Source organism: Streptomyces sp. NPDC012935, from assembly GCF_042900345.1.
GTDB lineage: Bacteria > Actinomycetota > Actinomycetes > Streptomycetales > Streptomycetaceae > Streptomyces.
Genome location: NZ_JBIBBC010000002.1, coordinates 606,901 through 619,191, shown reverse-complemented (window position 1 = coordinate 619,191; position 12,291 = coordinate 606,901). Strand labels below are relative to the sequence as shown.

At 67.7% G+C, this 12,291-nt stretch carries 12 protein-coding genes, 1 tRNA gene and 1 pseudogene; 7 read left to right on the top strand and 7 right to left on the bottom strand.

Annotation, left to right across the window (positions count from 1 at the left end; all coding sequences use genetic code 11):
- Positions 1 to 48 precede the first annotated feature (48 nt).
- Together ACFY5C_RS08215 and ACFY5C_RS08210 are read right to left on the bottom strand one after the other, a co-directional pair.
- The gene (locus ACFY5C_RS08215) at positions 49 to 516 is read right to left on the bottom strand and encodes a RidA family protein (protein ID WP_389441898.1); all 468 of its coding nucleotides are present in this window, start codon (positions 514 to 516) and stop codon (positions 49 to 51) included.
- A complete protein-coding gene (locus tag ACFY5C_RS08210) occupies positions 513 to 674 on the bottom strand; it encodes a DUF4177 domain-containing protein (RefSeq protein WP_003975360.1) in 162 nt (53 codons plus the stop codon). The genes ACFY5C_RS08215 and ACFY5C_RS08210 overlap by 4 nt, the downstream gene beginning before the upstream one ends.
- Positions 675 to 780: 106 nt before the next feature.
- Here ACFY5C_RS08210 and ACFY5C_RS08205 point away from each other — a divergent pair, with 106 nt between their 5' ends.
- Both ACFY5C_RS08205 and ACFY5C_RS08200 read left to right on the top strand, forming a co-directional pair.
- Entirely contained in the window at positions 781 to 1,758 is a 978-nt protein-coding gene (locus ACFY5C_RS08205) for an ArsA family ATPase (RefSeq protein WP_389441895.1), read from the top strand.
- Positions 1,759 to 1,912: 154 nt separating this feature from the next.
- Positions 1,913 to 3,382 carry an ArsA family ATPase gene (locus ACFY5C_RS08200; protein ID WP_389441892.1) on the top strand — a complete coding sequence of 490 codons (1,470 nt, stop codon included), beginning with the start codon at positions 1,913 to 1,915 and terminating at the stop codon, positions 3,380 to 3,382.
- Positions 3,383 to 3,469: 87 nt separating this feature from the next.
- Here ACFY5C_RS08200 and wblA read toward each other — a convergent pair whose 3' ends face one another.
- Positions 3,470 to 3,808: a transcriptional regulator WblA gene (gene wblA, locus ACFY5C_RS08195; RefSeq protein ID WP_328880237.1), complete on the bottom strand. Its 339-nt coding sequence runs from the start codon at positions 3,806 to 3,808 to the stop codon at positions 3,470 to 3,472.
- A 466-nt stretch (positions 3,809 to 4,274) separates the two neighbouring features.
- Here wblA and ACFY5C_RS08190 point away from each other — a divergent pair, with 466 nt between their 5' ends.
- Entirely contained in the window at positions 4,275 to 6,578 is a 2,304-nt protein-coding gene (locus tag ACFY5C_RS08190; RefSeq protein ID WP_389441890.1) for a transglycosylase domain-containing protein, read from the top strand.
- 169 nt (positions 6,579 to 6,747) lie between these two features.
- Here ACFY5C_RS08190 and ACFY5C_RS08185 read toward each other — a convergent pair whose 3' ends face one another.
- Positions 6,748 to 7,212: a GatB/YqeY domain-containing protein gene (locus ACFY5C_RS08185; RefSeq protein WP_389441888.1), complete on the bottom strand. Its 465-nt coding sequence runs from the start codon at positions 7,210 to 7,212 to the stop codon at positions 6,748 to 6,750.
- A gap of 120 nt (positions 7,213 to 7,332) precedes the next feature.
- Here ACFY5C_RS08185 and ACFY5C_RS08180 point away from each other — a divergent pair, with 120 nt between their 5' ends.
- From ACFY5C_RS08180 to ACFY5C_RS08170, 3 genes are all read left to right on the top strand, one after another.
- Positions 7,333 to 8,259, top strand: a complete 927-nt coding sequence (locus ACFY5C_RS08180; protein ID WP_389441886.1) for a metallophosphoesterase — start codon at positions 7,333 to 7,335, stop codon at positions 8,257 to 8,259.
- A gap of 234 nt (positions 8,260 to 8,493) precedes the next feature.
- Positions 8,494 to 9,303: a Pr6Pr family membrane protein gene (locus ACFY5C_RS08175; protein ID WP_389441883.1), complete on the top strand. Its 810-nt coding sequence runs from the start codon at positions 8,494 to 8,496 to the stop codon at positions 9,301 to 9,303.
- A gap of 32 nt (positions 9,304 to 9,335) precedes the next feature.
- Positions 9,336 to 9,409: transfer RNA gene (locus tag ACFY5C_RS08170), tRNA-Pro, on the top strand.
- A gap of 815 nt (positions 9,410 to 10,224) precedes the next feature.
- Here ACFY5C_RS08170 and ACFY5C_RS08165 read toward each other — a convergent pair.
- The 3 genes from ACFY5C_RS08165 to ACFY5C_RS08155 form a co-directional block, all read right to left on the bottom strand.
- Positions 10,225 to 10,437: a hypothetical protein gene (locus ACFY5C_RS08165; protein WP_389441880.1), complete on the bottom strand. Its 213-nt coding sequence runs from the start codon at positions 10,435 to 10,437 to the stop codon at positions 10,225 to 10,227.
- Positions 10,438 to 10,466: 29 nt separating this feature from the next.
- On the bottom strand, positions 10,467 to 10,739 hold the full coding sequence (locus ACFY5C_RS08160; RefSeq protein ID WP_389441878.1) for a hypothetical protein: 273 nt from the start codon (positions 10,737 to 10,739) through the stop codon (positions 10,467 to 10,469).
- Positions 10,740 to 11,095: 356 nt separating this feature from the next.
- Positions 11,096 to 11,341, bottom strand: a complete 246-nt coding sequence (locus ACFY5C_RS08155) for a transposase (RefSeq protein ID WP_389441876.1) — start codon at positions 11,339 to 11,341, stop codon at positions 11,096 to 11,098.
- Here ACFY5C_RS08155 and ACFY5C_RS08150 point away from each other — a divergent pair.
- Positions 11,331 to 11,702 (top strand): annotated as a pseudogene (locus ACFY5C_RS08150) (AAA family ATPase); the annotation flags it as partial. The gene ACFY5C_RS08155 and the pseudogene ACFY5C_RS08150 overlap by 11 nt on opposite strands.
- Positions 11,703 to 12,291 lie beyond the last annotated feature (589 nt).

The following is a 12,291-nucleotide window of genomic DNA, read 5'->3' as shown; positions in this document are numbered from 1 at the left end:
CGGCCGCCAGACAGCCGCACCGCCGAAGGCCTGCGCCGGCGCCGTCGCCTACGCCTCGGTGAGCTCCACCTGGACCTCGACCTCCACCGGCGCGTCCAGCGGAAGCACCGCCACGCCGACCGCGCTGCGCGCGTGGACGCCCTTGTCGCCCAGGACCTGGGCGAGGAGTTCACTCGCGCCGTTGAGGACGCCGGGCTGGCCAGTGAAGTCCGGGGCCGAGGCCACGAAGCCCACCACCTTCACCACGCGCGCGACACGGTCCAGGTCGCCCGCCACCGACTTCACGGCCGCGAGGGCGTTCAGGGCGCAGGTGCGGGCGAGGTCCTTGGCCTCCTCGGCGGTGACCTCCGCGCCCACCTTGCCGGTGACCGGGAGCTTGCCCTCCACCATGGGCAGCTGGCCGGCGGTGTAGACGTACACGCCGGACTGGACGGCCGGCTGGTACGCGGCCAGCGGAGGCACGACCTCCGGCAGCGTCAGGCCCAGCTCGGCAAGCTTCTCCTCGACCGCGCTCACGCCTGCTTCTCCCGCTTCAGGTAGGCCACGAGCTGCTCGGGGTTGTTCGGCCCGGGCACGACCTGGACGAGCTCCCAGCCGTCCTCGCCCCAGGTGTCCAGAATCTGCTTCGTGGCGTGGACGAGCAGCGGCACAGTTGCGTATTCCCACTTGGTCATGTGGCCGACTTTATCCGCTGACCGGCGACGGCCATGCGGCCGACTGCGGTCACATTGTCCACAGGCTGTCGCGTAGCTTGCGCACCGACTGGTTAGGCTCGAAGACGTGAGCAGGCTCCAGGTCGTCAGCGGCAAGGGCGGGACCGGAAAGACCACGGTCGCCGCCGCGCTCGCGCTCGCCCTCGCCACGGAGGGGAAGCGGACGCTTCTCGTCGAGGTCGAGGGCAGGCAGGGCATCGCGCAGCTCTTCGAAACAGAGGCGCTGCCTTATGAGGAGCGGAAGATCGCCGTCGCTCCTGGGGGCGGGGAGGTGTATGCCCTCGCCATAGACCCCGAACTGGCCCTTCTGGACTACCTCCAGATGTTCTACAAAATGGGCGGTGCGGGCCGGGCCCTGAAGAAGCTCGGCGCGATCGACTTCGCCACCACCGTCGCGCCGGGGCTGAGAGACGTACTCCTGACCGGCAAGGCGTGTGAGGCCGTGCGGCGCAAGGACAAGGCCGGGCGGTTCGTCTACGACTGTGTCGTCATGGACGCGCCTCCCACCGGACGTATCACCCGCTTCCTCAACGTCAACGACGAGGTGGCCGGGCTCGCCCGGATAGGGCCGATACACAATCAGGCGCAGGCCGTGATGCGGGTGCTGAAGTCGGCGGAGACGGCCGTGCACCTGGTGACGCTGCTGGAGGAGATGCCCGTCCAGGAGACCGCGGACGGGATCGCCGAGCTGCGGGCGGCACGGCTGCCGGTGGGCCGGATCATCGTGAACATGGTGCGACCCGAGGTGTTGGACGCCACCGACCTGGAACTCGTACGCAGTGTGCCGCGTGCTGCCGTCGCCAAGTCGCTGTCCTCCGCCGGGCTCGGCGGGGCACGGCGCGGCGGGAACGCCGAGCGGCTGGTGGACCCACTGCTGACCCAGGCCGACGAGTACGCCGAGCGGTACGCGCTGGAGCAGGAGCAGCGGGCGGTCCTGGACGAGTTGGGGCTGCCGGTGCACGAACTGCCGCTGCTCGCCGAGGGCATGGACCTGGCGGGTCTGTACGCACTCGCGGGCGACCTTCGGGAACAGGGCCTGTCGTGAGTCCGTTCACCAGGCAGGACACGAGCCCGTTCAGCAGGCGGGACCGGCACGCCGTACGTCAGGACCGGCACGCCGTACGTCAGGACCGGCACGCCGTACGTCAGGACCGGCACGTCCTACGTCAGGACCGTCAGCGTCGGAAGCAGGGGATGTCATGAGTCGTCCGGAATCCGCCCAGGCGCCCGACGCCGCGCGGCCCCCCCACCTGTCCCCCGTGCGTGTGCTCGACCTCGACCCTCTGCTCGACGACCCGAAGACCCGCATCGTGGTGTGCTGCGGCTCGGGCGGTGTCGGCAAGACCACGACCGCGGCGGCGCTGGGACTGCGGGCCGCCGAGCGCGGGCGAAAGGTGGTCGTGCTCACGATCGACCCGGCCCGCCGGCTCGCCCAGTCGATGGGCATCGACTCCCTGGACAACACCCCGCGCCGGGTGAAGGGCGTCGAGGGCGCGGGCGAGCTGCACGCGATGATGCTCGACATGAAGCGCACCTTCGACGAGATCGTCGAGGCGCACGCGGACCCGGACCGGGCGGCCGCGATCCTGGGCAACCCCTTCTACCAGTCGCTCTCGGCGGGCTTCGCGGGCACGCAGGAGTACATGGCGATGGAGAAGCTGGGCCAGCTGCGCGCCCGGGACGAGTGGGACCTCATCGTCGTCGACACACCGCCGTCCCGTTCGGCGCTGGACTTCCTGGACGCGCCCAAGCGGCTCGGCTCGTTCCTGGACGGAAAGTTGATCCGCGTTCTGCTGGCCCCGGCGAAGGTGGGCGGCCGTGCGGGGATGAAGTTCCTGAACGTCGGCATGTCGATGATGACCGGCGCCCTGGGCAAGCTGCTCGGCGGCCAGCTGCTGAAGGACGTGCAGACCTTCGTGGCCGCGATGGACTCCATGTTCGGTGGGTTCCGCACCCGCGCGGACGCGACGTACAAGCTGCTCCAAGCGCCCGGGACGGCGTTCCTGGTGGTGGCCGCTCCCGAGCGGGACGCGCTGCGCGAGGCCGCGTACTTCGTGGAGCGGCTGGCCGCCGAGGACATGCCGCTCGCCGGTCTGGTGCTCAACCGGGTTCACGGCAGCGGCGCCGACCGGCTGTCGGCCGAGCGGGCGCTCGCCGCTGCGGAAAATCTTGAAGAGCCCGGCATTGTGGATCAGGAGGGCGGGAAAGCTGGACTTCGTAACTCCCCCGACACGTACGACAGTTCAGCATTGGCCGCATCCGCATCGCCCGCTCCCGAAGAATCGGCTCCCCAAGAACGGGCTTCCGAACAACCGGCTCCCGAAGAAGAAGGCTCCCCCGCCGCTCCTGAGGCAGGCTCCCCCGCCCCGGACATGGAGCGCACCGCAGCCACGGACGAGCCGCAGCCCGTCACTTCCGCCACTGCGCACGTGGAGCGGTCCGTCGACCAACTCACCGCAGGCCTGCTGAGGCTGCACAACGAGCGAATGCAACTGCTCTCACGTGAGCAGCGCACGCGTGACCGCTTCACCTCACTGCACCCCGAGGTGGCGGTGGCCGAAGTGGCCGCGCTGCCCGGCGATGTGCATGACCTGGCGGGGCTGCGGGACATCGGAAACCGACTCGCGGCACACAGGCCGGAGCTGCCCGAGCCCACGGCCGGCACCTGAGGGAGTTCCGCGAGGAGGCCCTCCTGGCCCCCTCTGGCCCCCTCAGCCTTGGCCCTCTCAGCCTTGGCGCCCTCAGCCTTGGCGCCCTCAGCTCACCGCTGCGAAGTCCTCGTACACCTGGTCGTCGTCGAGCGGCAGGATGCCGGCCCCGCGCTCGTACTCCGTGCGCGCGGTCTCCAGCAGCCGGCGCCAGGAGGTCACGGTGGGCCGCCTGCGCAGCAGTGCCCGGCGCTCCCGCTCGGTCATTCCTCCCCACACGCCGAACTCGACGCGGTTGTCCAGCGCGTCCGCCAGGCACTCCGTGCGCACCGGGCATCCGGTGCACACCGCCTTGGCCCTGTTCTGCGCTGCTCCCTGAACGAACAGTTCATCCGGATCGGTAGTGCGGCAGGCCGCCTGCGCACTCCAGTCGACTACCCAGCCCATACCGGCGCCGTCCTCTCCCGAATCGAGGCTCCCCCACGGCGGCAGCGGCATATTCACCGCCGCCAGTTGAGGACGTTACGGAAGGTGGGCACAGCGCAACACCCCCTTCGGGCCCAATCTTGAATGGCCCGAACGGACTATGCGTAAGCGGCAGATCACCCGGGGGAGTGAGCTGGCGACATGCGTGACTTTCCCGGCAAACCGGGACAGTTCTGTTGAGTCACAACGGACGCCGGATGACACACAAGGCGGATTCGGACACGCCTCCACCAAAAAAGTGGGGAACCTCCGGAACGATTCGGGGTCGCCGGACGTATTGATACGTGGCCGCGCTGCTGTGACAGTTGAGAGCAGCTTAGGCCAAGGCCTGCACGCCTGTCCGGCGAATGGGCTGCATCCATGAGCGAGCTCTGCCCGCGCACGGTCGGCCCTCGGTTCGCTCATCTCTACGGTTTAGGCTGCCCCCATGCCAAAGAAGCGCTCGGGCGGTGGTCTGTCGCCAACGCAACAGGCCGCCAAGTTCCTCGGTGTCAGTGTGCTCGCGGGAGCCGTGCTGGCCGGTATCGCGTTGCCCGCCGTCGGCGCGCTGGGGCTCGCGGCCAAGGGTTCGGTCGAGAGTTTCGACGAGCTCCCGGTCAGTCTCAAGACGCCACCGCTGAGCCAGCGCACCACGATCCTGGACGCCAAGGGTGACCAGATCGCCTCGGTCTACTCACGCGACCGTACGGTGGTCGACCTCAAGGACATCTCGCCGCACATGCAGAAGGCGATCGTCGCGATCGAGGATGCCCGCTTCTACCAGCATGGCGCAGTCGACCTGAAGGGCGTCCTGCGCGCCCTCAACCGCAACGCGCAGAGCGGCGGCGTCACCGAGGGCGCGTCCACGCTCACCCAGCAGTACGTGAAGAACGTCTTCGTCGAGGAGGCCGGCGACGACGCGACGAAGGTCGCGCAGGCCACCCAGCAGACCCTCGGCCGCAAGATCAAGGAGCTGAAGTACGCGATCCAGGTCGAGGAGGAGCTCGGCAAGAAGAAGATCCTCGAGAACTACCTGAACATCACGTTCTTCGGCCAGCAGGCATACGGCGTCGAGGCCGCCTCCCAGCGCTACTTCTCGAAGTCCGCCAAGGACCTCAAGCTCCAGGAAGCGGCCCTGCTCGCGGGCATCGTCCAGTCGCCGAGTCGTTACGACCCGGTCAACGACGAGGCCGAGGCCACCAAGCGGCGCAACATCGTCCTGCAGCGCATGGCCGACGTCGGCGACGTCTCCCAGGCGGAGGCCGACGAGGCCAAGGAGGCGCCGCTCGGCCTGAAGGTGAGAAAGCCCAACAACGGCTGCATCACCGCGGTCAAGGGCGCCGGCTTCTTCTGCCAGTACGTCGAGAAGGTCTTCCTCAGCGACCCGGTCTTCGGCAAGAACCGCGAGGCCCGCGCCAAGATCTGGAACCGCGGCGGCCTGACCATCACGACGACCCTCGACCCGCAGGCCCAGGAGTCGGTCCAGGCCTCGCTCAAGGACCACGTCAACCAGGACGACAAGGTCGCCGCCGCGACCACCCTCGTCGAGCCCGGCACCGGCAAGATCCTCGGCATGGGCCAGTCGAAGCCGTACGGCTACGGCAAGAACGAGACCGAGTACAACTACTCGGTCGACGCGGCCTACGGCGGCTCCAACTTCGGTTTCCCGACCGGTTCGACCTTCAAGCCGTTCGTCGCGGCGGCCGCGCTGGAGGAAGGGCGCCCGCCGACGCAGGAGTACCCGTCGCCGTACGAGATGGAGTACCCGAGCCCGGTCCAGACGTGCGACAGCAAGCCGTGGACCAACCTGAACGGCGAGAAGCTGGAGAACGAAGCCGAGTCGGAGCGCGGCCCCTACCGCCTGCGGAAGGCGATGGAGCTGTCGGTCAACACCTACTTCGTGCAGATGGTCGCCGACATCGGTCTGTGCCCGGTGGTCAACATCACCGACAAGCTTCAGGTCCGGCAGGGCAACGGCGACAAGCTCCCGGAGACCCCCTCCGTAACCCTCGGCTCGATCGGCCTCTCCCCGCTGACGATGGCGAGCGCGTACGCCGCCTTCGCCTCTCGCGGCATGTACTGCACGCCGATCGCCATCGAGTCGATCTCGCAGAAGGTCGGCGGGGAGCAGAAGTCGCTCGAGGTGCCCAAGTCGACGTGCTCGCGGGCGATGTCCGAGCAGACCGCGGACACCATCAACACCCTGCTGCAGGGTGTGGTCGACTCCGGCACGGGTAAGGAAGCCGGTCTGACCAACCGCCAGAGCGCCGGTAAGACGGGTACGACGGACGAGCGCCGCAACGCCTGGTTCGTCGGTTACACGCCGAACCTCTCGGGCGCCGTCTGGGTCGGCAGCGCCACCCAGAAGGTCAAGATGCGGAACATCTACATCGGCGGCCAGTACCACGACCTCGTCTACGGCGGCCGGGTGCCGGGTCCGATCTGGCGCGACGCCATGAACGGCGCCCTCGACGGCAAGCCCGACGAGAACTTCAACACCGTCGACATCCCGGAGGACAAGCCGGACCGTGGCCGCGGTGACGAGGACGACGACGGCGGCGAGAACGGCAACGGCAACGGCGACGGGAACAACGGCGACGGGAACATCGGCGGCCTGATCGGCGGCGGCAACAACGGCGGCGGCAACAACGGCGGCACGGACGGCGGCACGTACCCGACGCCCTCCTTCTCGATCCCCGAGGGCTGGTGGCAGGGGCAGTCGAACGGGAACGGCACCGGCGGCCGCGGCTGACGCGCGGCGCCCGAGGCCCTGACGGCACTCGGCCGCCACCTGAGACGGGGACGGCCCCTGTCCCTTCGTACGAGGACTTGATGTCGTACGAAGGGACAGGGGCCGTCTGTCGTCCGGGGCGGGCGGGCCGGTTCGTCGCGCGTGTCCGCCGGCTGCCCTGCCGTGGGTGTCAGCCGGCGAGCAGCTTCTTGACCGCCGCGGCCACGCGGCCGCCCTCCGCCAGGCCCGCCACCTTCGGGTTCACGATCTTCATGACGGCGCCCATGGCCCGCGGCCCCTCGGCGCCGGCGGCCTTGGCCTCTTCGACGGCCTGGGCGACGATCTGGTTCAGCTCGTCGTCGCTGAGCTGCTTCGGCAGGTACGTGGCGAGTACCTCGCCCTCCGCCTTCTCCCGCTCGGCGGACTCGGCACGACCACCCTGCGCGAAGGCCTCGGCCGCCTCACGGCGCTTCTTCGCCTCGCGGGTGATCACCTTCTGCACCTCGTCGTCGGAGAGCTCGCGCTTCTCCTTGCCCGCGACCTCCTCCTTGGTGATCGCGGCGAGCGTCAGCCGGAGCGTCGAGGAGCGGAGCTCGTCGCGCTCCTTGATCGCGGCGTTGAGGTCTTCCTGCAGCTTCGACTTGAGCGTGGTCATGGCGTCGATTGTCGCAGGTGTGGGGCAGGGAACGCCCCTTGATTTCAAGGGGCGTGCCCGGTGGTGCCGTACCGGAGGCGGCCGGACACGGGGACTTCGCCGGTCTGACACGATGGTCGTATGCGTGCGCGATACGGAGTACCCCTGGGCATCACGGCGGTTGGCGCCGCCGGTCTGTTGTATTCGGCGGGTTTCGAGGCCCGTTCCTTCCGCCTGCGACGGGTGACGGTCCCCGTCCTGCCCGCGGGCATGCGTCCGCTGCGCGTGCTCCAGGTCTCCGATATCCACATGGTCGGCGGCCAGCGCAAGAAACAGCGCTGGCTGCGCTCGCTGGCCGGCCTGCGCCCCGACTTCGTGATCAACACCGGCGACAACCTCTCCGACCCGGAGGGCGTGCCGGAGGTGCTGGACGCGCTGGGTCCGCTGATGCAGTTCCCGGGGGCGTACGTCTTCGGCTCGAACGACTACTACGGCCCGAAGCTGCGCAACCCCGCCCGCTACCTGCTGGAGAAGGCCCAGGGCCGCCACGGCCTGAACGGCAACGCGCCCGCCGTCGGCGCGATCCACAACCCCTGGGAGGACCTGCGCGACGGCTTCGACGCCGCGGGCTGGCTCAACCTCACGAACACGCGCGGGACGCTGAAGGTCGAGGGCGTGTCGGTGGAGCTCACCGGCCTCGACGACCCTCACATCAAGAGGGACCGCTACGAGCGGGTGGCCGGGGGTCCGTCGGGCGCCGCCGACCTCGCGATGGGCGTGGTGCACGCGCCGTACCTGCGCGTCCTGGACTCCTTTACGGCCGACGACTACCCCCTGATCCTGGCCGGCCACACCCACGGCGGCCAGCTCTGCATCCCCTTCTACGGCGCCCTTGTCACCAACTGCGACCTGGACACCGATCGTGTGAAGGGCCTGTCGACGCACACGGCGGAGGGCCGTACGTCCTACCTGCACGTCTCGGCAGGCTGCGGCGCGAACCGCTACACCCCGTTCCGGTTCGCTTGCCCGCCGGAGGCGACGTTGTTGACGTTGGTGGGGCGGGAGTAGGTGCTGTTGGTGCTGGTGGGGCTGGGGTAGGGAGGCCTCGGGGGATACGGGGGCGTGCCGGCCGTATGGGCGCGCCCGGCTTGGTTCGGCCTCACCTTGGTTGGCCCGGCTCGGCCTCACTTTGATCGGCCCGGCTCGGCTCGCTTGGCCCGGGCGCTGGCATAGGGCCGCTCGGCGTAACCCGCACGGACCACCCGTATCGCCCGTTTTGCCCACCCTGCTTAGCGTGAGGGCATGACAGCCCCGATACCCAGGGACATCCCGGACCTCCCCGCGATACCGGGCATCCCCGCGCTGCTGCCGTCCCACGTCCCCGCCACGGCGGTGGTGGCCCCCTCCCGCCGCCCCCTGGCAGCCGTGTACCGCCTGCTGGTCGCCCTGGTCGCGGCCGCGGCCGTCGCCGTCGAACTCACCCTCGGCAGTCCCCTGCGCACCCTGAGCCACTTCGCGATCCAGGCCAACATCCTGCTGGCCCTTGTGTTCATCCTCTCGGCCCGCCGCGCCTGGACCGCCCGTCGCCCCCTGCCCTCCAAACTGACAGGCGCCACGCTGCTCTACGCCCTGGTCACGGGCCTCGTCTACCACCTGCTGCTGGCCAACGAGTCGAGCCCCTACGCGCTCCCCGGCGTCCTCACGGGCGAGGCCACGGACCCCACGGGCTGGCACGCGATCACCACCCAGGTCCTGCACACGGCGACGCCCATCGCGGCTCTGCTGGACTGGCTGCTCCTGACGGCCCCGCGCCAGCTGCACCTGCGCCCGGCGGCGACCTGGCTGCTCTACCCCCTCGCCTACCTGGCGATCGCCCTCACCCGAGGCGAACTACTCGTCCCCGGCACGCCGGCCCGCTACCTCTACCCCTTCCTCGACGTGGCCCGGCACGGTTACAAGAGCGTCCTCGGCAACGCCCTCCTCATCGGCCTCGCCATCTACGCCCTGGCCATAGCCCTTGTGGCCCTCGACCACGTCCGCCCCAACCCCATCCGCCACCGCGCCCATCACCGCACGAAAACCGGATTTCGTCTCCAGCCACCGGTGGGCTAAAGTAAACGACGTCGCCGCGACAGCAGCGACATCGGGGTGTAGCGCAGCTTGGCAGCGCGCTTCGTTCGGGACGAAGAGGTCGTGGGTTCAAATCCCGCCACCCCGACAGTGAAGTACCAGGTCAGGGGCCCCTCCTTACTTAAGGAGGGGCCCCTGACGCGTGCTGCGTGACTAACTGAGTGACTAAGCGCGCCTGCGAGGGCCTGTCGCACGCGGAGCTCTCACGGCATTCGCGCCACCGCTCCTACGGTGAACCACTGCACGAGCGTTGCAGCAAGGTGGACTGCGGCACGCGCTGCCTCCAGCGTCTCCGGGACGGTGACGGTCCGGGCTCCGTGTCGAGACGTCTGCCCCTCCCATAGGGCTCGCATCATCCCTTCCACCGCGGCAACGGGCTCCTTCCCTGGGGGCGTGAACAGACTTGTTGTGAACCGTGACGGCGAGTTGCGGATCACGCGGATCATGCTTCCGAGGGTGGCCTTCGAGTTACTCGGCTCGATCACAGAGTGCGCGGCAGCCTCAGCCGCCTTGATGGCCTCGCTGTACGCCCGCACCGGATTTGGGTGCAGCCCATACGCTGCTTGCCATGCGTTCGCCAGGTGGTCCGCCGCAGAACCGACGTCAGAGCCATCAGAGGCATCGTGTCTATGACATCGAGGAGGTCCCACTCATTCATCGAGGCGAGGAAGTTATGCGCGTACATGTTGGCCGGCACCTCGTACCGCATACGCAGGCAGATCCTGTCCGCAACGTCGTCGTAGTCAGGGCTGAATTGGCTCAGGACCCAGTCCCGCATCGGCTTCCGAAGGTGGGAAGCACACCTTCGTACGGTGCATCACCGGCAGAGATGGATTATCTGTGCGCGAGACTTAGAGGGTACCCCGGGCCATCAAAATGATGCGACCCGGGGGAATTTCTGCGTCACGGATTATTATCGACGATCTTCTTGTTCACGGTATCCACCCGCTGCTTCCCGGACGCCAGGTCCTCGATGGCATTTTCGTCGATCTCTGTTTCGAGCACAGATTGCCCGTCCCCACCTAGCGGAACTATGTTCGCGCCCTCTGCGGGGCGCGTAACCGACACGACGTTCCCTACTTCATCGTGAACGATTGAAACTCTCATGGTTGCCATGTCGCTTCGAACCTTTCAGTTGTGAGCCCTCAGAGAGACTCAACCTGAGCGAGGATGTGGACATTAACCGGATTGAAGGGTGAATTGTTCTGTATGTACACCTTGTAGGCTTTTGTGCCGTCGACATGCTCGTACGCCTCGCCCTGTGTGAGCGTTGCCTTCCCCAATGGAGTAGGGAAACCCCCGACTCCAAAGACTACAATGCTGAAGTGGACCGATTGCTTGGCTGTGAAGCCGTGATGGAACCAGCTGTGAGAACCGTTGGGGGCTATGGTGACCCAGGCCACATCAAGAACTGCCATCTCCCTCATCCCCTTTCGGACTGCCTAGCACTCGTTCTTATCGTCACCTCCGACGCAGTGGCACGCCACTTGGGTATAGCAAATTTTCTTTTACTGAAGCCTTCAACCTTTGAGGCTTTGTAACGCAGCATCTGCCAGCCGACAGCCCGGCGCGATGAGCCAGATTCTCGATTGCCCTCGATAGGTACGAACACTCCTTCTGGGCATCCTCGCCTCCTGGCAGCGAGGCCAACTATCCGGTTCTACTAATCGACCAGGCTCTGCGAATGGAGCCAACGCCAGGGATGGCAATGCGGTACGCAACAAACACGCTCTCCGGCATCCGGCCCCAATCAGGGCACTCATGGCCCTTCTCCTTAGCCCAGAAGTGAATCTTCCGCAGGGGGGCGACTGCGCTCCGGGTTGGTCGCGGGAGAGAAGCCAAACGTCTCGGGTAGATGCCGCCAGGCGCGACCACCGCCGGTCAGCACATACACCACCGCTGTGAGCACAGCCCACTCATCACAGGGAGCGGTCCCGCCACCCTGCGGACGGGAATTGAACGACGGCAGCAACGGGGCAGCCAGTTCCCACAGGCCGTCAGGAACCAACCGCTGCGACACCGGCGGTGATCCGAACCGGCCGACGCTGATGATGGTCGGCGGCTACGCGGGCAGCGGGAAGTCGGAGTTCGCCCGCTTCGTATCGCAGCTCACCGGATGGCCCGTCCTCGACAAGGACCCGATCACGCGCCCGCTCGTCGAGCGCCTCCTTGTTGAAATGGGCAGCGAACCCTACGACCGGCACACGGACCTCTACCGGGAGAAGGTCCGCCCGCTGGAGTACCAGTGCCTGCTGGAGACCGCGTACGCGAACATCGACTGCGCGATCAGTACCGTACTCTCCGCGCCCTTCATCGCCGAGACCACCGATCCTCGGTGGATGCGGCGCCTGATCAACCGCTGCGAAGCGCGTGGCGTGACCCGCCGACCCGCGCCAAGAACCGTGGCAGTGGCACCTGTCAGTGGTGTCAGTCCACGCTCTCGGGTGGAACGAGCTACCTGCCCTATGAAGATGGCAGCAACTCATAGGCCTACATCGTCTGCCCGTCCTGCAGGCAGGAGAACATCCGTTACGGCTTCGGCGAGGACGAGTAGAGAGGACTGCTGTAGATCAGCGTCCGGCTCTCAAGCCCTGCGTGCCCATCCGTCTCGTTCGGCGCCGTTCACGGCCGTTCAGAGGACCGAAGGCGGCAGCCGCTCAGACGACCGGCCGCCCATGAACGCAGGTGAACGGCCCCGGTCCGAGACCCCGGGACCACAGTTGGAAAGCGTGCGGGTCTGTTCCGTCTCCGCCGGAGACGCCGGGCCCTAGGGTCACCCGTAACCACCATGCGAGGACATCCCACGCTTCCTCGGATAATCGCTCGTCTCGACGACCGCGTCTGTGTCGTTGCCGGACAGAAGCACCGCCGCCTGTTGGTGACAGGTTCTCCGGGGCGTCACAGTCGCGGGCACCGGGGGGACACCCCTCCGTGAGTCCCGTACGGGGATGAGAGGGCCGGAACACGGCG